The sequence below is a fragment of the Clostridium folliculivorans genome, from assembly GCF_024341905.1.
Lineage (GTDB): Bacteria > Bacillota > Clostridia > Clostridiales > Clostridiaceae > Clostridium_AR > Clostridium_AR folliculivorans.
The window spans coordinates 67292-89121 of the sequence record NZ_BQXY01000009.1; the positions used below are offsets into that span (position 1 = coordinate 67292).

A 21830-nucleotide genomic window follows, 5' to 3' on the forward strand; every position below is an offset into this window, starting at 1 on the left:
TAAAAAATAAAACTTATTTGACTGACATATTTTTCTCATATACATTCGGAAAGGCAGATGCATTAAAAAGTAGTATGGTAAATTTATGAAGATAATAGTTGTATATTGCAACTATTGCATGATACAATAATTACAAGGAGGGATTAAACATGTTTTTTATGGATGATTCAAAAAGATTAAGAGAATTAATAAGAGTACTTGAAAGAAAACTGGGAGTCCTTCAAGATAGCGGATTTTCGTGTTGCCAAATAACTATGGCACAGTGTCATGCTTTAGTAGAGATTGGTCGTGCAAAAGGCATTGCGTTAAATAAACTAGCAGAATTATTAAATTTAGAGAATAGCACTATTAGTAGGACAGTAAATAATCTGGTAGCAAATGAGCTTGTAAAAAGAGATATTGATCCACAAGATAGAAGGTACATAACTATATCACTTACTGATAAAGGGAATGAAATTTATCAAGGGATTGAGGAAGAAATGAATTTATACTTCACAAAAATATACGAAGCAATACCTGCTGATAAAAGACAACAAGTTTTGGAAAGCATTGATATTCTACTTGAATCAATAGACAAAAGTAATTGCTGTGAGTAATGAAAGAAGATTATATGGGGAGGGGTATGAGGTGAGTAGTAAAGTTTATTTTAAAGAAGTAGCTAAAGAATGGGATGTTATGAGACAAGACTTTTTTTCAGAATCCGTAAGAGATAAGGCTTACGAAGTAGCAGATGTAGAAGAAGGTAAATTAGCGGCAGATATTGGGGCTGGAACTGGATTTATAACTGAAGGGCTTTTACAAAAGGGTTTAAATGTAATAGCTGTAGATCAATCTTATGAGATGCTTGAGGAAATGAAACTAAAATTTAACGAATTTAAGTCAGTAGAATATCTTCAAGGTGATGCAGAGAAACTACCAATTGATGATGCTACAGTAGATTATGCGATGGCAAATATGTACCTACATCACGTAGAAGATCCATTGAAAGCTATTAAGGAAATGGTAAGAATACTAAAGCCTTCTGGAAAACTTGTGATTACTGATTTAGATCAGCATAATCACGAATTTTTAAGAACTGAACAGCATGATAGATGGATGGGATTTGATCGTAAAGCTATTGAGAATTGGTTTGTAGAAGCAGGTCTTTCAAATGTAGTGATTGATTGTGTAGGTGGAAACTGCTGTGCAACCTCAAACTGTGGATGTGAAAGTGCAAGTATAAGTATCTTCATAGCTTATGGTGAAAAGTAATTAATAAAAGATGTAATTTAAAAGTAAATATATATTATAAAGACAAGGGACTCTGAATATAAAGTTGCTTGTCTTTATTAGAAGGAGAGTATAAATGAAGTATAGTATAGAAGATATGAAGCCATCAGACTGGGAACAGGTTAAGGATATTTATTTGGAAGGAATTAACACTGGAATAGCAACATTTCAAAGTGAAGTACCAACTTGGGAATCATGGGATAAAGGGCATCTTGACTGCTGTAGATTGGTTGCTCGGTTGAATAATGATATATTAGGTTGGGTTGCATTAAGCCCAACTTCTACGAGAGAGTGCTATGCAGGAGTAGTGGAAGTAAGCATTTATATTGGGGAGAAATATAGAGGGAATAATATAGGATCAAGCCTTTTAACAAAAGTAGTAGAGCAGTCAGAAGAAAAGGGAATTTGGACACTATATTGTGCTATTATTAGAGAAAATATTAAAAGTATAGAGATGCATAAGAAATGTGGATTTAGAGAAATAGGTATAAGAGAAAAAGTCTCTAAGATGCCAAATGGAGTGTGGCATGATGTTGTGCTAATGGAACGAAGAAGTAAGGTGGTTGGGATAAGTTAAATAATTCATTGAGTAGTAATCCTGAAAATAAAACTATTCAGTTATTTAATTGCCATAGGTAAGCTCTGATTTTTGGACATGTTTAATTTCAACACTGTGCTTTTTTATATTATCTAATTCATAACCACCCAATCTTAAGGTAATCTTAAGACAGTATTAATAACCACTTAAACAAAAGTGGTTAGAATTAATAATGTAGGTAAACGTTGAAATAATGATTGCTACTAAAAGTAATAATGGTTTTGGGAGGACAAAGATGATTGAGATAAAGGAATTATCAAAGGTTTATAGAATGGGGAAGGAAAAAGTAATAGCCTTAAATAAAGTGTCTTTTAACATTGAAGATGGGGAGTTTGTGGCTATAGTTGGACCGTCTGGATCAGGTAAATCAACTTTGATGCATCTTGTAGGGGGACTGGATACTCCAACTAAGGGAAGTATAGAGGTTGATGGTAAGGACATTGCGAAACTTAAGGATAAAGATATGGCTAAATACAGAAATGAGAAGATAGGATTTGTATTTCAGGCCTTTAACTTAGAGAATACTCAAACTGCCTTAGAAAATGTCATGATGCCTCTTATATTTTCTGGAGTAGGAAAGAAGGAAAGAAAAGAGAGAGCACTTAAAGCTTTAGAACTTGTTGGATTAAGTGACAAGGTTAAGCATAAACCTACTGAGATGTCTGGTGGTCAGAGACAAAGGGTTTCTATTGCTAGAGCTATAGTAAATAATCCTCAGATTATCTTTGCAGATGAGCCTACAGGTAACCTAGATTCTAAAACTGGTGAGAATATAATGAATTTATTCCAAGAGTTAAATGATAAGGGCTATACCATAATAATGGTTACACATAATCAGGTTGAAGCTCAAAAGGCAAAGAGAATGATCAAGATAATGGATGGTGTTATAACTGATGATTTGGTCACTGAAAGGGGAATAGAAAATGCGATTTAGGGACAATATAGGCATGGCCCTTCAGGACCTAAAAAGAAGAAAAGGAAGAACCTTTTTAACTTCATTAGGTATAGCTATCGGCACAATGTTAGTACTTATAATGGTAGGACTTGGTTTTACCTTAAAGAATTTTATAGTTGATGCTATGAATGGAGAGTTAAGCTCTAAGGTTATTACTGTATCTTCTATAAAGAAAGATGCAGAAGAGTTAGATAATGTTGCAGATTACGAAGAATGGAATGAAAAGAATTTTAAAAAGATTGATAGCAGCATGTTAGACAAGTTCAGTGCTATAAGTGGTGTTAAAGAATTAAAGGCTTCTATGTCTACTATGGTGGAAAAGATTAAGATAAATGACAGTACAAAGGAAGGTGCTTTTAGCATACAAGGTTTTGATTTAAACCACTCAATATTCTTCCAAGATGAGATAGAAAACAAGAAGAAAGTTGAGAAGGATGATAATCTAAAAACTATAGTGAGCGGAAGTATATTAAATAAAGATTCTAAAGCAGAAGCTATTATAAGTGAAGATATGCTTTCTACTTTAGGTTTTAGCAAAGCTGAAGATGCTGTAGGTAAAAATATATCAATAATAGTTGATAAAGCTAAGGCTATCTCTATAAAACCTGTAGAGAAGAATCTAAAGATTGTTGGAGTTGTAAATAAAAAGTTATTACCTGGAAACAGTATAATAACCTCCTCTAAAGATGCAGCTGAGATAATAGGTTTAACAAATTTAGTAGAAAACTACGAAAAAGAAAAGGGCTTTAGCTCTGTTCAGATTTCAGCAGATGAAATTAACAATGTTGAAAAAGTAAAAAATGCAGTACTTGCAGAAGGATACCAAGCAGTTTCTAATCAAGATATGATAAAAGAGATAACTAAGGCTTTTGACAATATAAGCTTAGCTTTATCAGTACTAGGAATAATAGTATTATTTGTTGCTGCCTTAGGTATAGTCAATACAATGGTAATGGCAATATACGAAAGAACTAGAAGTATTGGAGTAATGAAATCTGTAGGAGCAAACAATTTGAGCATAAGAAATATATTCTTAGTTCAATCAGGAACCATAGGCTTTTTAGGTGGAATTACTGGTATTGTTCTAAGTCTAGGAATATTTAAGATAATAGAGTTTGGGTTGGAAGCTTATTTGAAATCTAAGGAAATAAGTATGAGTTTGAATTTTAGCATACCACTATGGCTGATAGGTGCTACTTTAGGCTTCTCTATCATTATTGCAGTGTTAGCAGGATTATACCCAGCTATGAGAGCATCAAGATTAGATCCTATCGATGCACTTAAGGGTTAGGAGGGGAAGATAAATGAAACTATCAGATGGTTTTTCAATGGCAGTAAATGATATAAGAAAAAGAAAGATTAGAACTGTTTTAACAGTAGTAGCTTTATCAGTTGGAAGTTTTTTAATGGTTACTATGATGGGTGTAGGAGATTCGATTAATAAAGGAGCTTCTAATTTATTTTCAAGTTTTGGAGATACGAAGCAGATTAGTGTGCAACCAGAGAAATATGATAAGGTGTCTTCTCCAGTAAATGTTACAGTGAATACAGGAAATAGTAGTACCTCAACAACTACTGAAAAGAAAGAAGATAAATTTAAGAAAATTGATAAAGATACTTTAACAAAAATGTCAAAGCTTGATGGTGTTGATAAGCTTTATGCTTACATTAACTCACAAATAACTGGTGTTGATATTGAAGGAAACAGCGGTATAAAGAAGAAGAGTACTAATATAGTTGGAATGTCTTTTGATTTTGATTACAAAACTGATAATGAAATAACTTATGGAAATGAACTTTCTGGAAAGAATGATGAGGTTGTTGTAGGCGAAAAGTATCTAAGCAAGATAGGAATAACAGATTATAAATCGGTTATAGGTAAAAAGATAACACTAAAAGTTGAGTTCCCTAAGATTAATGGAGTGGAGATTAAGAAACCTTATGCTATTGATGGAAAGGTTGTTGGAGTAGCTAAAGGTAAAAGTGATTTTGGAAATGAAATCCTAGCTTCAGATGACCTGGTAAATAAAATCCAAGGTTATTATGAAGATAAAGATAACTACTTAAGTGAAAAAGGGTATTCAGGTGTAGCTTTGATGGCTAAGAATGAAGACGGCGTAAAGCCTATCACTGATAAGATAAGAAAAGATTTAGGTTATTCTGCGTCTAATATGGTGGAGATGCTAGATATGGTAAATTCTATGACTAAGGTTGTAAAGAGTATACTTTCGGTAGCTGGTATTATAGTGCTTCTTGTTGCAAGCTTAGGACTTATAAATACCATGACAATGACTATTCAGGAAAAGAAAAAATCCATTGGAGTTATGAAGGCCGTAGGAGCTTCAAAGAATCAAATACGTTATATATTTATATTCCAATGTTTAGTTTTAGGACTACTAGGAGGCTTAGTTGGATGCTTATCATCCTCAGCAGCAATATACGGAATAAACTTATATATGAAGTCAGTGGCAAGCACCTTAACCTTAACTTTAAACATCAATAATGTTTTAATAGCACTTGGAGTATCAGTTGTTGTTGCATTCTTTGCAGGGATAATACCAGCAGGTAGGGCTGCGAAGTTAAATGTAGTAGAGATATTAAGTTATGAGTAGTAGGATTTTATTTAAAGTAATCATGTGACATTGTGGATAATAGCACAATTTTATGTGAAACAATTATAATAAATCATAGATAGTTTGCTTCACCTTTAGGTGGAGCAAATTTTTCTTGTGCCTAAGACCTCAGTAAATTATAATATTTCTATAACTAGAAAAAAATGTATAGTAATAATTAAATTGGATTACTATAAATCTAATTTGGGGGTATTTATGGCAAAGAACATATTAATTGCTGATGATGAAGTTGAGATAGTTGAGTTGGTAGAACTTTATCTTGAGAAAGAAAACTACAACATAATAAAATGTTTCAACGGAATAGATGCATGGAATATTATGTGCGAAAAGAATATTGATTTGGCTATATTCGATATAATGATGCCAGGTATTGACGGATATCAGCTTATAAAAAAGGCAAGGGAAAAACTTAATATTCCAATAATATTAATATCTGCAAAAAGTGACTTTAGTGATAAGATACTTGGACTTGGACTCGGAGCAGATGACTATGTAACTAAGCCTTTTAATCCACTTGAACTAATTGCTAGAGTTCAAGCACAACTTAGAAGGTATTATCTTCTAAAAGGCGATAATGATAATGGTCAGAAGACAGAAAGAATAGTATATGGTGATATAGAACTTGATGAAGAAAGCTGTGAAGCTTTTAAAGGTGGTAAACTTTTAGAACTTACATCAACTGAGTACAAGATACTTAGTCTTTTCATAAAAAATATCGATAAGGTATTCACAAAGAAACAAATATTTGAAACTGTATGGGAAGAAGTATACTACGGTGATGACAATACCATAATGGTTCATATAAGTAACCTTAGAGATAAGATTGAAGATAATCCTAAAAAACCAGAATATCTAAAGACTGTGAGAGGATTAGGGTACAAGTTTACTGGAAAGTCAAAGGTGGACTAGATGAAAACAATTAAGAGAAAAAGAAAACCTAAGAGTATATACCTAAAAATAATGTTGGGATATTTTATATTTGGAGTTGTAACAATAGTTCTTCTTTTTACTCTTATAATAGCACTTGCTTTTTTTACTCTATTTTCAGCAAGGAGACATAATGAAAATGATTTTCCAAAGTCTACAGCAAAGGCTATTGTATGCAGTGATTATAAGAAGATTGATTCAGCCTACATAGAGAAAAATGGCGGATGGGTAGAGATACTGAAGGATAATAAAGTTGTTTTTGTAAAAGGAGATAAGAAGGATAATATAAATGAATACACAGAAGATCAACTTATTAATTATACTTCTACTGATTTAAAATCAAGCTTTGATTTTAACAGAGTAACTTACTCAGCTGCAGCCTTTAAAGGGCAGGATGGTAATAACTATATTTGTCTTGTTAAGTTTCCGCCGAAAAATGGTGAGATGACATTCGGAGGTCAGATGAGTGGTTCTCCACTTGAAAAGGAAATAGAAATGTTTACGACCTCAATCTTTAGTGGAGCGGCACTTATACTTTTAATTATAATGTTTATACTTAGTAAGATAGTTGCAAAGCAGATAAGTAATCCTATTAAACATATAGTGAAAGGTATACAGACTATAAGTACTGGTGAGTATGATTATAGAATTAAGTGCAAAGCTGATAGTGAACTTGCTATGATAAGAGATGCACTTAATGACATGTCTAAAAGAATACAAGAGGCTGAAGCTCAGAAAAAACTTGCCGAAGAAAGTAAGCGGATGATTATAGCTGATATTTCTCATGATTTAAAAACGCCAATAACATCTATTCAGGGATATGCAAGAGCTTTAAATGATGGGCTTGTTGTAGAGGAGGAAAAGAAGAAAAAGTACTTAAATTATATATACGAAAAATCTAACAGGATGAACTATTTAATAGATGAGCTGTTTACTTTTTCAAAGATGGATACTCCATCATATAAACTTAACCTGGTAGAAGGGGATTTAGCTAATTTCTTTAGAGAAAACATAATAGGATTTATTCCTGATTTTGAAAAGTGCAATTTTAATTATAATGTGGACGTAAGAGATGAGTATATAAGGTATAGATTTGATAGAGATGAGCTGTACCGCGCCATATCAAATATAATAATAAATGCATTGAAGTATAATCCTCCAGGTACATCTTTAAACTTCTTTTTGATAAAAGAAGAAGATAGGATAACTATGTCTATAGAAGATGATGGAATTGGAATATCAGAAGAAGTTAGAAAGACTATCTTTAATGAATTTACAAGAGGAGATAGTGCTAGAAGGTCTGATGGAGGAAGTGGTCTAGGAATGGCCATTACTAAAAAGGTTATAGAACTCCATGGAGGAAATATAGGAATAGAAAGTGAACTTGGAAAAGGAACCAAATTTATAATTAATCTCCCAACTATTAATTATAATAATTAAACTTGATATAGTGATTAAATACATTAGAAAACAGTGATCAATATGATCACTGTTTTCTAAATTAATAGGAAAATTAAAAAAATCAGACGTACAAAAAAACCACTAAAGAAATACACTTCAGTGGTTTTTTATATTAAGCTTGGTTAACTGAACCGAAAAGTTCCATCTTTTCTTTAACTGTAGCTTTTATAGCTTCGAATCCTGGTCCTAAAAGTTTACGTGGGTCAAAGCCCTTTCCTTGTAGGTCTTTACCAGACTCTATATACTTACGAGTAGCTTCAGCAAATGATAATTGACATTCAGTGTTAACATTTATCTTTGCAACTCCTAAAGATATAGCTTTTTTAATCATTTCTGCAGGAATACCTGTACCACCGTGTAGAACTAGTGGAACGTCACCTGTAACATCATTGATTTGGCTTAATGCATCGAAAGCTAATCCCTTCCAGTTTGCAGGGTATTTTCCGTGGATATTACCGATACCAGCAGCAAGCATTGTTACTCCTAGATCAGATATTTGCTTACATTCGTTTGGATCAGCGATTTCTCCTGCTCCAACAACTCCGTCTTCTTCTCCACCAATTGAACCAACTTCAGCTTCTAATGAAAGACCTTTTTCACTAGTTACTTTTACTAATTCAGTTGTTTTTGCTATATTTTCATCTATTGCATAGTGTGAACCATCAAACATGATTGATGAGAACCCAGCTTCCATTGCTTTGTAAGCTCCTTCATAGCTACCGTGGTCTAAGTGTAATGCTACTGGAACAGTTATCTTTAAGTCTTCTAATAATCCATTAACCATTCCTACAACAGTCTTATATCCGCCCATGTACTTTCCAGCACCTTCAGATACACCAAGGATTACTGGTGAATTATTTTCTTGAGCAGTTAATAGTATAGCCTTAGTCCATTCTAAGTTGTTGATGTTGAATTGACCAACAGCGTATTTCCCATCTCTAGCTTTATTTAACATTTCTTTAGCACTTACTAATGACATGTTTATACCACCTTTCTTCTCTATAAAAAATCATATGGTAAGGGACTTTACGAGTCCCAGTGGGACTGTTTATCCCTTGATTACATTATATACTATTATCTTTATATTTTCTACCAGAAAATAATAAAAAATAATTTTAAAATATATTTTGTATACTAGGTGTCTGAAGAGCTTTTATTGCCTTGGTAGAGTACTTTATAAGATGTATACTTGAAAGAGCCTCGGATTTATCTTTATATTTGCTATACTGAGAGAGTTTAAGTGCTTCATTTATCAATAGGTCACCGTCTTGATGATTTATATAAACTGAAAGAGGCTCGAAACTTTCCTCTATGTATTCTTTAAGTTCAACTGAGAGTTTATATGAATCATCCCAATCATCTTTTTGAAGGCTTTTTTCAAGAACGGTACACTTTTCATTTATTACATCACATATTTTTATGAGATTACCGTGAGAATAAATAATAAAACCTAAGAGGCATAAAAAAATAAAAAGTGACGTAAGTGTATTTTTCATAAGTCATCATCTCCAAAATCAATGATATCATCTTTCTTTTGAAGAAAAAATTGCGAATTTGAATCAATCATAGCTATATAGACATTTTTTATATCTTCTACATTATTCTTTTTTAACATTTTATCAAGCCAAGAAAAGTCTTTATTGGCTCTTTGGAGCGCCTTTTTATCCAGCTTTCCATTAATAACTAGAACGAACGGCAGTTTGTCCTCTTCTCCATCTACTTTTACATCTTCTTTTGTAGCAGGAGATAATGCTTTTTTGGGAATAACCGAAACCTGCCCATTATTCTCTAATATAGCATACTGGATATCTTTAATATTAAAGTATCCACTAAGTCTGAGCTCTTCCATAAGATCGTCTATATTTATTCTCTGGCTTATAAGTGATTTAAAATTTACTTTACCTTCTTTTATAAGTACACAAGGAGTACCATCTATAACCTTCCTAGCTATTTTGCTCTTAAGTTGTATTTCAGATAAAAGAGTTTTCAACATTAGTAATGTTATTATTGGTATAACTCCTAAAAGAAGTGGCAGCCTAGTATCCTGCATAGGTAATGCAGCAAGGTCTGATATCATCATGGTTATTACAAATTCATAAGGTTGAAGTTCACCTATTTGTCTTTTTCCCATAAGTCTCATAACTAAAACCACCACAGAGTAAAGTATTACTGTCCTTATAAGTACTATTAGCAATTAAATCACCTCTCCAAAGTTATAGTTTGTTATACTAGTTTAAATTATTCAAATATTAGGATTTTTTTAAATTTAAAGATGTATAATATTATTAGAAAAATATTATTTTGAAATGATATTGAAACTTTTAAAGCAACGTGTTGAAATTAAGAGGTCAGCCATCCAATGCTTTAATGAGCTTGCGCAAAGAATTAATATGATTTTGTCATATTCCATGACTAAAACTGTAAACTCACTACGTTCGAACAGTACAGTTTTACTCTTTAGTAATCCATGCTTTTTATAAGTCTTTCATATTTTAGATATTATGAAACTAAAAAGGTTGTTTATATAAAGAGTAAAAAGTGAGCATATATCGCCTGCCAGAATTTCTTCACATACGTTCAGAAAAGGCAGATGCGTAAAAAAATCACTAATAAAGAACGATTAGCGATTTTTTAGATCCATTCCATCTGAAAAAATCATTTAATTCTAATAGCTCGCTCATATAGCATCTCCTGTCTAACCACTTAATTTCAATAATATTTTTAAACATAGCTTGAATAAAAAGATATAAATTAAGCTTCTTAAATAAAATTGAAAGTTCTAGGAGTGGATACGTGATGGTATTGAGACTTGAGATTAATAATCAAATTATCGAGGTGGAAAAAGGTACTACATTTAATGAGCTTGTTAATACTTATTACCAAGGGAATAATGTACCTATAGTGTTAGGAAAGTTGAACAATAAATACTATGAACTTAGTTGTTCTATAGAAGAGTCAGGGAAGGTACAATTTATAGCAGCTGATGACAGAATTGGCAATAGAGCTTATGCAAGAACTTTACAATTTCTATTTATAAAAGCAACTTTAGACTTATTTCCAGGGGCTAAAATCACAATAGAACATTCTTTGAGTAAAGGTATATTTGGAGAAGTTCATATGGAAAAAGCTTTGGATGCAGAAGATATCATTCTGATCAAGAAGAAAATGAATGAACTTATTGAAAAGGATATTCAAATTAAAACTCTAAAAGTAAAAAAAGAAGAAGCAATTAAGATTTTTTCTTCATATGGTATGGAGGATAAATTAAAGCTTCTTAAGAATCTTAGAAACAATGAACTTAGATTATACGAGTTAGATGGAAGATACGATTATTTTTATGGTAAATTAGGCTATTCTACTGGGGTTATTAAGTATTATGAACTTACTTACCATGAACCTGGTTTTCTGCTTAGGTTTCCTGAAGAAGGAAAAGGTGTAGAAATTCCTGTTTTTGAACCTCAAGAAAAGCTTGAGAAGATATTTCAAGAAACAGAGCAGTGGCTCAATATATTAGATATTGCGGATGTAGGTTCACTAAATGAAAAGGTGATTAGAAAGGAATTTGATGAAATAATAAGAGTTTCAGAGGCACTGCATGAAAAGAAAATAGCTTATATTGCAGATATGATTCATGATAGAAACGAAGTGAAGATAGTACTCATTGCCGGTCCGTCATCTTCTGGAAAGACTACCTTTTCAAAGAGATTAGCTATACAATTGCGAGTTAATGGATTAATTCCAATTCCTATTTCCCTTGATGATTATTTTATTGATAGAGATAAAACAAAACTTGATGAAGAAGGGAAACCGGACTTTGAATCAATTTACGCACTAGACCTAGAGCTATTTAATAAACAATTAAATCTTTTGCTTGAGGGAGAAAAGGTCACTATACCATCCTATAATTTTAAAACTGGAACAAGGGATGAAGAAGGTCATGATATGCAGCTTCCTCAAAATGGTGTGTTGATTATTGAGGGTATACATGGATTAAATGATATGTTGACTTCAACTATACCTGATCACAATAAATTTAAAATTTATATAAGTGCCTTGACACAACTTAACGTAGACAATCATAATAGAATTGCAACAGCGGATGTAAGAAAAATAAGAAGAATTGTAAGAGATTTTCTATCTAGAGGTTACGGTGGAGATGAAACACTCAAAATGTGGCCTTCTATAAAGCGCGGAGAAGAAAGAAATATATTTGTATATCAGGAGCAGGCAGATGTAATGTTCAATTCAACTTTAGTGTATGAATTATCAGTTCTAAAAAACTGCGCTATTGAGGAACTATCTAAAATATCTCAAGATAGTGAAGTGTACAATGAGGCTGAAAGGCTTATAGATTTTCTAAAACTTTTTGAAGCTATAGATAGTGATATGGTTCCTGAAAATTCTATACTTAGAGAATTCATAGGCGGCAGTTGTTTTTATAAATATTGATTTTAAATATGGAGTGTGACAAATGAAAAAATACGGAGCTTTTGATATAATAGGACCTATTATGGTTGGGCCATCAAGCTCTCATACTGCAGGGGCAGCTAGGCTTGCAAAAGTTGCAGCTGCCATTGCTGGTGAGAGAGTAAAAGAGGTTACATTTCTTCTTCATGGTTCTTTCGGTAAGACTTACAAGGGACATGGGACTGATAGGGCTTTAGTTGCAGGAATACTTGGTATGGAGCCTAGTGATTTAAGACTTAGAGAATCTATCGAAATCGCTAAGGAAAAAGGCATAAAGATAGAATTTAGGGAAAAATATCTTGGAGAAGTTCATCCAAATACAGTTAAGTTTGTAATAAAGGATAAAAATGATAGAGTTTCTGAGATAACAGGTTCTTCTATTGGTGGAGGAAGTATTGTAATAACTGAAGTAAATGGGCAGGAAGTTAATTTTACAGGTCAGTATCCTACAGTAATAATATCGCATAGAGATGTTCCAGGAGCAGTATCCAAAGTCTCATCAATTCTTTATGATAATAATGTAAACATAGCTTTTATGAGCGTATTCAGAACAAAAAAAGGTAAGGCAGCTACAATGATATTTGAAGTCGATAGCTTTCTTACAGAGGAAGTTGTAAAAGAGATAAAGCAGGTAGAAGCTGTTGATAATGTTATAAGGATAAATCCAGTTAAGGTTTAAATATATATCATCGCATGATGGACTAGTAAAGAATATTTGAAATTAAGTGGTTAGTCATCCGATGCTTTAATGAGCTTACGCAAAGAATTAATATGATTTTCTCATATTCCATGGCTAAAACTGTAAACTCACTACGTTCGAACAGTACAGTTTTACTTTTTAATAATCAATACTTTTTATAAATATTTCATATCTTAAATTTAAGAAAATAAAAAGGTTAGTTGATTAAAAAGTAAAAAGTGAAAATATATCGCCTGCCAGAATTTCTTCACATACGTTCAGAAAAGGCAGATGCGTAAAAAAATCACTAATGAAGAACGATTAGCGACTTTTTAGAGCCATTCCATATGAAAAAATCATTTAATTCTAATAGCTAGCTCATATAGCATCTCCTGCATAACCACTTAATTTCAGGATGGTTCCTAACGATAATAAAATAGAAATTATGTATCCTAGTAGGGAGGTATAGAACAAAAGATGGTTAGAAACGGAGAAGAGCTCCTCAATATATGTAAAAAGAATAATTGGACTATCAGTGAATTTGCAATTCAATCAGAGATGGAGAGAAGTGAGTCTACCAGAGAAGAAATTCTTGGCGAAATGATGAAAAGCCTTAGAGTTATGATTGAAGCAACTACTGAAGGTTGTGAAAAGGAAGTACATTCAGTAAGTGGTTTAATTGGTGGAGATGGATATAAGCTTCAAAATTATTTAAAACAAGGAAAGAGCTTAACTGGAGATGTTATGGTATCTGCTATGGCAAAGGCTATATCCTGTGCTGAAGTAAATGCATCTATGGGAAGAATTGTTGCTTGTCCTACAGCTGGTTCATGTGGAATACTTCCTGCAGTACTTCTTACTGTGGGAGAAAAATTACAACTATCTAATGAGAAGTTAGTTGAGGGACTATTTGCAGCTGCAGCTATTGGTAGTATAATAGCTCAAAATGCAACAGTTGCTGGTGCAGAAGGTGGATGTCAGGCGGAATGTGGTGCTGCGGCGGCAATGAGTGCTGCGGCAGTTGTGGAACTAATGGGTGGAACCCCTGAAATGAGTTTGGATGCGGCTGCTATAGTTATAAAAAACATACTAGGACTCGTATGCGATCCTATAGCTGGACTAGTTGAAGTTCCTTGTGCAAAGAGAAACTTCGCAGGAGCAGTAAGTGCTTTAACAACAGCTGATCTAGTTATGGCAGGAGTAAATTCAAAGATACCTTTTGATGATACTGTTGATGCTATGTATAGAGTAGGCAAGAGTTTGCCAAGTGAGCTTAGAGAGACGGCACAAGGTGGATTAGCTGTTACTAAGACTGGATTAAAACTTAAGAAAAGAGTCTTTGGTGATTAATAGGAAAATTGAGGAAAGTAAGTAAAAGTCAATGTTTACGCTAGTTTTAACATTGATGAAAATAGTGACAATCTGTGGCTTTTATGTTAAGATAATTTATATTAAAAAATAAATAATAATCTGTGCTAGGGGGGCTGGTTATGCCGGCTGAGATAGAGAACGATATTCTCTGACTCTTAACACCTGAACTGGTTAAAGCCAGCGTAGGGAAGCAACAATAATTTCGTTAATTAGTGCAGCTTTCTAGCTGCACTTTTTGTGCATTTAGGATAAGAATTTTAAATAATATTTTTAGTATTTAAACTTTCAATATAGATATAATCTTTTAGAAAGTTTTTAGTACACCGAAACATTATTTTAAATGAGCTTATTCATATAAAAGCTAAATGCAGGATTTATATGACTTCTTCACAGATTAAAAGAAGGAGGATTTTTTATGAAACAAAATAGTACCAATGTAAACAATAATCAGAGTATGGTCTATAAGTTGACCTTAAGTGGTTTGTTCATAGCCTTTGGTACCGTTACTGGATCAGTTTTCTATATACCGTTTTTAGGTGGAAAGATGTTTCCAGTTCAACATTTTTTAAATGTAGTTGCAGCAGTGGTGCTTGGACCTTTCTATGGAGTAGCTAATGCTTTTTGTATCTCATTACTAAGAAACATTTTAGGGACAGGTTCTATACTTGCATTTCCAGGAAGTATGGTTGGAGCTTTTTTAGCAGGAATAGTTTATAAGAAGTTTAAAAATATATACCTTACAGCTGTAGGTGAATTTATAGGAACAGGAATACTAGGAGCTTTGATAGCATATCCAATGGCTACAATGGTATTAGGTAAAAAGGTAGCTGCTTTTGCATATGTATTCCCTTTCTCATTAAGCTGTGGTGGAGGAGCAATCCTTGCAGTAATATTATTATCAGTACCAGTTATAAGAAAAACTATCAAAAGGGAGGCTTTATAAATGATAAGAAAAGCGCTTACAATAGCAGGTTCGGATACTTGTGGCGGCGCAGGAATTCAAGCAGATATAAAATCATTTTCAGCTAATGGAGTTTATGGAATGAGTGTTATAACTGCAATAACAGTTCAAAATACTCAAGGTGTTTTTGGAATCCAGGATGTTAATCCAGATATAATAGAGAAACAAATAGAAGCCATATTTGATGATATTGAAGTTGATGCTATAAAAATAGGAATGGTATCTAAAATAGAATCAATTAATGCAATAGCATCAGCTTTAAAAAAGATAGATAAATTGCCACCAGTAATTTTAGATCCAGTAATGGTTTCAAAAAGCGGGTTTAAGCTTCTTTCTGAGGATGCAAAAGAAACTCTTATAAAAGAGTTATTTCCACTTGCAGAGGTTATTACACCAAATATACCTGAGGCAGAAGAAATTTTGGGATATCAAATAACAAACTTTGAAGAAATGTATAAGGCGGCGAAAGATTTAAAAGAATTAGGACCTAAATACGTTCTTGTGAAAGGTGGGCATCTTGAAGGAGATGCTATAGATTCCTTGTTTGATGGAGAAAGACTTATAAGTTTTAAAGAGGAAAGAATAAACACCAAAAATACGCATGGTACTGGATGCACATTATCTTCAGCTATAGCAGCCAATATCGCAAAAGGTATGAATATGGTTGAAGCTGTTGATGAAGCTAAAAAATATATAACAGTGGCTATTGAGCACAGTATAGAGCTTGGCAAAGGGGTAGGTCCAACTAATCACTTTTATGAGCTTTACAAAAAAGCTGGATTTGATGTTGAATAAAATAGGTATAGCTGAAATTAATTAGTTATTCATCCGATGCTTTAACGAGCTTACGCAAAGAATTAATATGATTTTGTCATATTCCATGGCTAAAACTGTAAACTCACTACGTTCGAACAGTACAGTTTTTTAACGCCATTCCATCTGAAAAAATCATTTAATTCTAATAGCTCGCTCATATAGCATCTCCTGTATAACTAATTAATTTCAATAGTATTATTAAATATTTAAAGTTTAATAAAAGTATAAGACAAATAATACAAGTCAATAATTAAAGATGATATGAATCAGTTTATGTACAATTAAGCTGGTTCATTTTAGTTTATATTAAAATTTATCCAAATAAAGATTCGCAGGTTCATCGAAATCTTTGTTTGGAACTGTCGTAGCTATAGTATAAATCCATACAATTATTTTCTTATAGAAATCGGATTGTATAAAAAGTATAATTAAATATATAAATGTAACGAGAGCAGAGGTATCATATGGATAATTCACTGAAGGTATTAAAAAAGGTATTTGGGTTTTCTAGTTTTAGAGAAGGACAAAGAGAAATAATACAAACCATATTAAGTGGAAGAGATGTATTTGCTGTTATGCCTACCGGTGGTGGAAAGTCTGTTTGTTATCAGATTCCAGCAGTTTTAATGGGAGGTATAACCCTAGTAATATCACCTCTTATTTCATTAATGAAAGATCAAGTAGACAGTATAAATAATGTAGGAATAAATGCTGCATTTATAAATAGCACTATAAATAAAAATGAAATAGTTGAAATAATAGAAGATGCACTTATAGGAAAATATAAGCTGATATATATTGCACCGGAAAGATTAGAGTTAGATTACTGCGTTAAGCTCATTAGGAATTTAAATATATCTCAGATTGCAGTGGATGAGGCTCATTGTGTATCTCAGTGGGGGCATGATTTTCGACAAAGCTATAGATTCATACTGCCTTTTGTAAATTCATTGTCAAAAAGGCCTGTAATAACTGCTTTTACAGCTACTGCAACTGAAGAAGTTAGAGCAGATAGTATGAAACTCTTAGGGCTAAAGGATCCATACGTACATATAAGCAGCTTTAATAGAGATAATTTATCTATGAATATACATAAGGAAGTAGATAAGCTAGAATTTGTTAAGGATATAATAAGAGAACATGAAGATCAATCGGGAATAATATATTGCTCAAGAAGAAAAGATGTTGATGGACTTTATGACTATCTAAGAGAAAGAGGGTACAGTGCTGCTAAATATCATGGAGGTCTAAAAGATGAGGAAAAGGAATTTTTCCAAGATGAATTTCTTTTTGATAGAAAAGATATTATGATAGCAACGAATGCATTTGGAATGGGCATAGATAAATCAAATGTAAGATATATTGTTCATTTCTCTTTACCTAAAAATATAGAAAACTACTACCAAGAAATTGGAAGAGGGGGAAGAGATGGCGAGAAGTGCCAATGTCACTTGCTATATTCAAGGGAAGATATACCTTCTCTGGAGTACATGATAAATACCTCCACTCTATTAAATAGAAGAGAGATTGAACTTAGAAAGCTTCAAGCAATGGTTGACTTTTGTGAGTCACATAATTGCTACAGATATTTTATATTAAAATACTTTGGAGAAAGCGATATAAAGGAGTACTGTAACAATTGTTCTAATTGCTTAAATAATGACGAACTTAGAGATATAACGGTAGAAGCACAAAAAATTCTTTCTTGTGTTTATAGGACTAAAGAACGTTATGGAATATCTGTGATGGTAGATATACTTAGAGGGTATTCAGGTCCTAAGATATTGGATAACAAATTAAATGAACTTTCAACCTACGGAATTATGAAAGAATACAGTACAAAGTTTATTAAAGATATAGTACAAACTTTAATAGATGAAGGTTTTGTAGATAAAAAAGAAGGTACCTATTCTATGCTAAAGCTTAATAAAAAGTCTATAGATATTCTTAAAGGCAAAGAAAAGGTAATGGCAAAACTTAAAGATACTAATGATGATACTGTTTTAGATGAAGAACTATTTAAAAAGCTAAGAATACTTAGACGTGATTTATCTCAAAGTGAAAATGTAAAACCATACATAATATTCTCCGATTCAACTTTGATACAGATTGCTAACCTAAGGCCTCAAACTAAAGAGGAGCTTAAAGAGATACGCGGTGTAGGAGAGAAAAAAATTGATAGATATGGAGAAAGAGTTCTTAGAGTAGTTCATAATCATATTTTGATGAAAAGCAAAGTTAATTAGTTAATTTCAATAATATTATTAAACAAAAGGAAAAATAAATTAAGTTTAGACATAGGAACTCTTTAAATACAAAAATCAAAGACTAAAAATAAAAAAATAGGTCTTTGATTTTTTTTATTTTTCTATCATAATATACTTAGACAAATAAAAAGAATACTGTAATAGAAATAAATATATCTTTATATGGCAATGTTTACAATGGAGGAGATTTTTATGAGTAAGTATGTGGTTATTGACGTTGGAGGATCAGCAATAAAGTATTCGGTTATGGATGGTGAGGGTGTTTCTTATGAAAAAGGAAGCATGCCTACTCCAAAAAGTGGGATAAGTGAATTCGTTGAAGTAGTAGGGAATTTAGTTGAAGATTTTAAGAAGACTTATGAAATTAATGGACTAGCTTGCAGTATGCCAGGAGCTGTAGAACCTAAAAGCGGAATTATTTATGGTGCTAGCGCTGTAGATTATATACATGGTCCTAATATAAAAGAATTGCTTTCACAAAGAACAGGCTTAAGAGTATCTATTGAAAATGATGCTAATTGTGCTGGGTTGGCTGAAGGATGGCTTGGAGCAGCAAAGGATTGCGAAAATTTTATGTGTGTAGTAATAGGAACAGGTATTGGTGGTTGTATTATAGTAAATAAAAAGATTCTTAGAGGAAAAAATCTCCATGGAGGAGAATTTGGATTTATGCTTGTAGATGACAGTGATGAGATAGAAGGACATACTTGGAGTAATAATGCATCTACCTTTGCTTTAGTAAAAAAGGTTTCAAAAGAAAAAGGATTAGATGCAGAAGAATTAAATGGTAAGAAAGTATTTGAAATGGCTGAAAGTGGAGACGAGGAAGTAAAGAATATCATAGATAAATGGTATAACTATTTAGTAAGAGGAATATTTAATCTGAAATATATCATAGATCCTGAGAAAATATTAATTGGTGGTGCTATAAGTAGCAGATCAGATTTCTATGATATTGTAAATGAAAGACTTAGTAAAATGAAAAGTTATTATGCAAAATTAGATATTTCTGTAGAGAAATGTGCTTTTGAAAATGATTCTAATTTAATAGGAGCTTTATACAACTTTTTGTACTGTGATAACTAAAAAGAAGTTTTACTGTATAAGAAAGTATAAAATTTCTTTGTGGATTAAACCTTGATATTTCAATAGTTTTATAAGATTAATAAGCTAGAAAGTTTTTATAACTTAATAGCTTTTTTTCTTTTAAATATAGTTAAAGTAACCTGTCAAAATTAAGTTGCTGACAACCCTATACTGCATAACCACTTGACTTTAAAAATATTCCTAAACAGTAATTTAAATATAAGATTTTCTAAATTTGAAAATATAAAATTAAAATTTTATAACTAACTGAGAAAATACAATTTTAATAGCATTAATCGAGGTTAGATAAATATATGCACGATAAAAATAATTCTTATTTAACAAATATTCAAATCAGATTAGTCATAGATGGTTTGTCCCTCTGAATATATTTTTATAAAAGGAGGGAGATGTATATGGATTTTAAGCAATTTATTGAAAGTGATAGAGAAAAACATAATAAGCATAAGTTTAAGGGGACATTTCTAGATTATTTGGAAATAGTAAAAGAAAACCCAGATGTAGCAAAGTTAGCGCACAAGAGAGTCTATGACATCATAGTTGATAAGGGTGTGAAGATATTAAAGCCTGAAGAGAATGCAAGGGTTAGAAAAATATATGGTAATGAAATGATAAAAAGGTATAACTTTTTTGAGAATGACTTCTTCGGGATTGATAAGATATTGATGAAGCTTGTTAATTATTTCTATTCAGCTTCAATGAAGGGAGAGGAAGCAAGGCAGGTACTTTATTTGGTAGGACCAGTTGGAGCTGGAAAATCCTCATTAGTTGAGGCTTTAAAGAAGGCATTAGAAATGGCAGATCCAATATATGCTATCGAAGGTTGCCCTATGCATGAAGAACCACTTCACCTTATTCCAAAGCATCTTAGACCTCAATTTGAAGAATCGCTTGGAGTTCAAATAGAAGGAGACCTTTGCCCTGTATGCAGATATAGACTAATAAATGAATTTAATGGAAGATATGAGGACTTTCCAGTAGAAACAAAAGGGTTCTCAATCAGATCAAGAAAGGGTATAGGGGTAGTTCCTCCTGTAGATCCAAATAATCAAGATACATCAATTTTAACTGGTGCAGTTGATATATCTAAGATGGATATGTATCCTGAGGATGATCCAAGAATATTCTCACTTAATGGAGCATTTAATGTAGGTAATAGAGGTCTTGTTGAATTTATAGAAGTATTCAAAAATGATGTTGAATATCTTCATACAATAATTACAGCAACTCAAGAAAAATCAGTTCCATCACCTGGTAAAGGATCTATGATATACTTTGATGGCCTCATAATAGCTCACTCAAATGAGGCTGAGTGGAATAAATTTAAATCAGATCATACTAATGAAGCAATACTTGATAGAATAGTAAAGATTGAAGTTCCATATTGTATGGAGTTAAGCGAGGAAAAGAAAATATATGAGAAGATAATAAAGAAGAGTAACTTTAACGCTCATATAGCTCCTCATACTCTAGAAATTGCAGCAATGTTTGCAATTCTTTCTAGACTAGCTCCATCAGCAAAGGTGGATCCAATAACTAAGCTTAAGATATACAACGGTGAAGATATAGTAGAAAAGGGTTCTACAAAGAGATTAGATCTATTAGAACTAAAGGAGGAAGCAGGTCCTAATGAAGGAATGAAGGGAATATCAACTAGATTTATAATTAAAGCTATTGATAATGCTCTTTCAAGTTCTGAATATCCATGTATAAATCCTTTGAGTATTATGGAAAACATAATAAAGTCAGTTAAGGATTTAGACACTTCACAGGAAGATAAGAAAAAGTATCTTGGTTTCATACAGGATACATTAAGAAAGGAATACAATAAGATACTTGAAAAAGAAATAACTAAGGCATTTATACATTCTTTCAGAGAACAAGCTGAGAGCTTATTTAACAACTATATTGATAATGCAGAAGCATATGTCAATAAAACTAAGCTTAAAGATAATTCTACTGGAGAAGAACTAAATCCAGATGAAAGCTTTATGAGAAGTATAGAAGAGCAGATTGGTATTTCAGAAAGTTCAGCTAAAGGCTTTAGATCTGATGTAACTTCATATATGTTCTATGTTGTGAGAAATGGTGGCCATATAGATTATACTGCTTACGAACCTCTGAAGGAAGCTATAGAGAAAAAGCTTACAGCTTCAGTAAAGGATCTTTCCAGAATCATAACTAAATCTAGAGTTAGAGATAAGGAACAAGATGAGAAGTATAATGCTATGGTTGAAGAAATGAAAGAGAATGGATATTGCCCTCATTGCTGCGATGTTATATTAAAATACGCTGCAAACAACTTGTGGAAGGATTGAT

The 21830-nt window shown here is 32.2% G+C and carries 19 protein-coding genes and 1 riboswitch; of the genes, 16 read left to right on the forward strand and 3 right to left on the reverse strand.

The window, feature by feature from the left end; translation table 11 throughout:
• Nucleotides 1-149 precede the first annotated feature (149 nt).
• The 8 genes from OCU55_RS19590 (at nt 150) to OCU55_RS19625 (ending at nt 7822) form a co-directional block, all read left to right on the forward strand.
• Complete coding sequence (locus tag OCU55_RS19590) at nt 150-596, forward strand: MarR family winged helix-turn-helix transcriptional regulator (protein WP_261853982.1); 447 nt, start codon at nt 150-152, stop codon at nt 594-596.
• Between the two features lie 31 nt (nt 597-627).
• Nucleotides 628-1251, forward strand: coding sequence for a class I SAM-dependent methyltransferase (locus tag OCU55_RS19595; RefSeq protein WP_261853983.1), 624 nt, complete (start codon nt 628-630; stop codon nt 1249-1251).
• Nucleotides 1252-1345: 94 nt separating this feature from the next.
• The gene (locus OCU55_RS19600) at nt 1346-1846 is read left to right on the forward strand and encodes a GNAT family N-acetyltransferase (RefSeq protein ID WP_261853984.1); all 501 of its coding nucleotides are present in this window, start codon (nt 1346-1348) and stop codon (nt 1844-1846) included.
• Between the two features lie 256 nt (nt 1847-2102).
• Complete coding sequence (locus OCU55_RS19605; RefSeq protein WP_261853985.1) at nt 2103-2801, forward strand: ABC transporter ATP-binding protein; 699 nt, start codon at nt 2103-2105, stop codon at nt 2799-2801.
• On the forward strand, nt 2791-4113 hold the full coding sequence (locus tag OCU55_RS19610) for an ABC transporter permease (protein ID WP_261853986.1): 1323 nt from the start codon (nt 2791-2793) through the stop codon (nt 4111-4113). The genes OCU55_RS19605 and OCU55_RS19610 overlap by 11 nt, the downstream gene beginning before the upstream one ends.
• A 13-nt stretch (nt 4114-4126) precedes the next feature.
• Entirely contained in the window at nt 4127-5434 is a 1308-nt protein-coding gene (locus OCU55_RS19615; RefSeq protein WP_261853987.1) for an ABC transporter permease, read from the forward strand.
• 216 nt (nt 5435-5650) lie between these two features.
• Nucleotides 5651-6364, forward strand: a complete 714-nt coding sequence (locus OCU55_RS19620) for a response regulator transcription factor (RefSeq protein ID WP_261853988.1) — start codon at nt 5651-5653, stop codon at nt 6362-6364.
• Nucleotides 6365-7822 carry a HAMP domain-containing sensor histidine kinase gene (locus tag OCU55_RS19625; protein WP_261853989.1) on the forward strand — a complete coding sequence of 486 codons (1458 nt, stop codon included), beginning with the start codon at nt 6365-6367 and terminating at the stop codon, nt 7820-7822.
• A gap of 133 nt (nt 7823-7955) precedes the next feature.
• Here OCU55_RS19625 and fba read toward each other — a convergent pair whose 3' ends face one another.
• The 3 genes from fba to OCU55_RS19640 all read right to left on the reverse strand — a co-directional run bounded on the left by fba (nt 7956) and on the right by OCU55_RS19640 (nt 10037).
• Nucleotides 7956-8822: a class II fructose-1,6-bisphosphate aldolase gene (gene fba, locus OCU55_RS19630; RefSeq protein WP_261853990.1), complete on the reverse strand. Its 867-nt coding sequence runs from the start codon at nt 8820-8822 to the stop codon at nt 7956-7958.
• A 136-nt stretch (nt 8823-8958) separates the two neighbouring features.
• Nucleotides 8959-9339, reverse strand: coding sequence for a DUF4363 family protein (locus tag OCU55_RS19635; RefSeq protein WP_261853991.1), 381 nt, complete (start codon nt 9337-9339; stop codon nt 8959-8961).
• Entirely contained in the window at nt 9336-10037 is a 702-nt protein-coding gene (locus OCU55_RS19640) for a DUF421 domain-containing protein (protein ID WP_261853992.1), read from the reverse strand. The genes OCU55_RS19635 and OCU55_RS19640 overlap by 4 nt, the downstream gene beginning before the upstream one ends.
• Nucleotides 10038-10639: 602 nt before the next feature.
• Here OCU55_RS19640 and OCU55_RS19645 point away from each other — a divergent pair.
• The 8 genes from OCU55_RS19645 to OCU55_RS19680 all read left to right on the forward strand — a co-directional run bounded on the left by OCU55_RS19645 (nt 10640) and on the right by OCU55_RS19680 (nt 21829).
• Nucleotides 10640-12292, forward strand: a complete 1653-nt coding sequence (locus tag OCU55_RS19645) for a nucleoside kinase (protein WP_261853993.1) — start codon at nt 10640-10642, stop codon at nt 12290-12292.
• 22 nt (nt 12293-12314) lie between these two features.
• Nucleotides 12315-12989 carry an L-serine ammonia-lyase, iron-sulfur-dependent subunit beta gene (gene sdaAB / locus OCU55_RS19650; protein ID WP_261853994.1) on the forward strand — a complete coding sequence of 225 codons (675 nt, stop codon included), beginning with the start codon at nt 12315-12317 and terminating at the stop codon, nt 12987-12989.
• A 477-nt stretch (nt 12990-13466) separates the two neighbouring features.
• Entirely contained in the window at nt 13467-14339 is an 873-nt protein-coding gene (gene sdaAA / locus OCU55_RS19655) for an L-serine ammonia-lyase, iron-sulfur-dependent, subunit alpha (protein ID WP_261853995.1), read from the forward strand.
• 117 nt (nt 14340-14456) lie between these two features.
• Nucleotides 14457-14566, forward strand: a riboswitch (TPP riboswitch).
• A gap of 209 nt (nt 14567-14775) precedes the next feature.
• Nucleotides 14776-15303 (forward strand): energy coupling factor transporter S component ThiW, encoded by a 528-nt coding sequence (thiW, locus tag OCU55_RS19660; protein ID WP_261853996.1) that lies wholly within the window; start codon nt 14776-14778, stop codon nt 15301-15303.
• Nucleotides 15304-15306: 3 nt separating this feature from the next.
• The gene (gene thiD, locus OCU55_RS19665) at nt 15307-16116 is read left to right on the forward strand and encodes a bifunctional hydroxymethylpyrimidine kinase/phosphomethylpyrimidine kinase (protein WP_261854041.1); all 810 of its coding nucleotides are present in this window, start codon (nt 15307-15309) and stop codon (nt 16114-16116) included.
• Nucleotides 16117-16601: 485 nt separating this feature from the next.
• The gene (gene recQ / locus OCU55_RS19670; protein WP_261853997.1) at nt 16602-18383 is read left to right on the forward strand and encodes a DNA helicase RecQ; all 1782 of its coding nucleotides are present in this window, start codon (nt 16602-16604) and stop codon (nt 18381-18383) included.
• 213 nt (nt 18384-18596) lie between these two features.
• Nucleotides 18597-19490 carry an ROK family protein gene (locus OCU55_RS19675; protein ID WP_261853998.1) on the forward strand — a complete coding sequence of 298 codons (894 nt, stop codon included), beginning with the start codon at nt 18597-18599 and terminating at the stop codon, nt 19488-19490.
• 416 nt (nt 19491-19906) lie between these two features.
• Nucleotides 19907-21829 carry a PrkA family serine protein kinase gene (locus OCU55_RS19680; RefSeq protein ID WP_261853999.1) on the forward strand — a complete coding sequence of 641 codons (1923 nt, stop codon included), beginning with the start codon at nt 19907-19909 and terminating at the stop codon, nt 21827-21829.
• Nucleotide 21830: the final 1 nt, after the last annotated feature.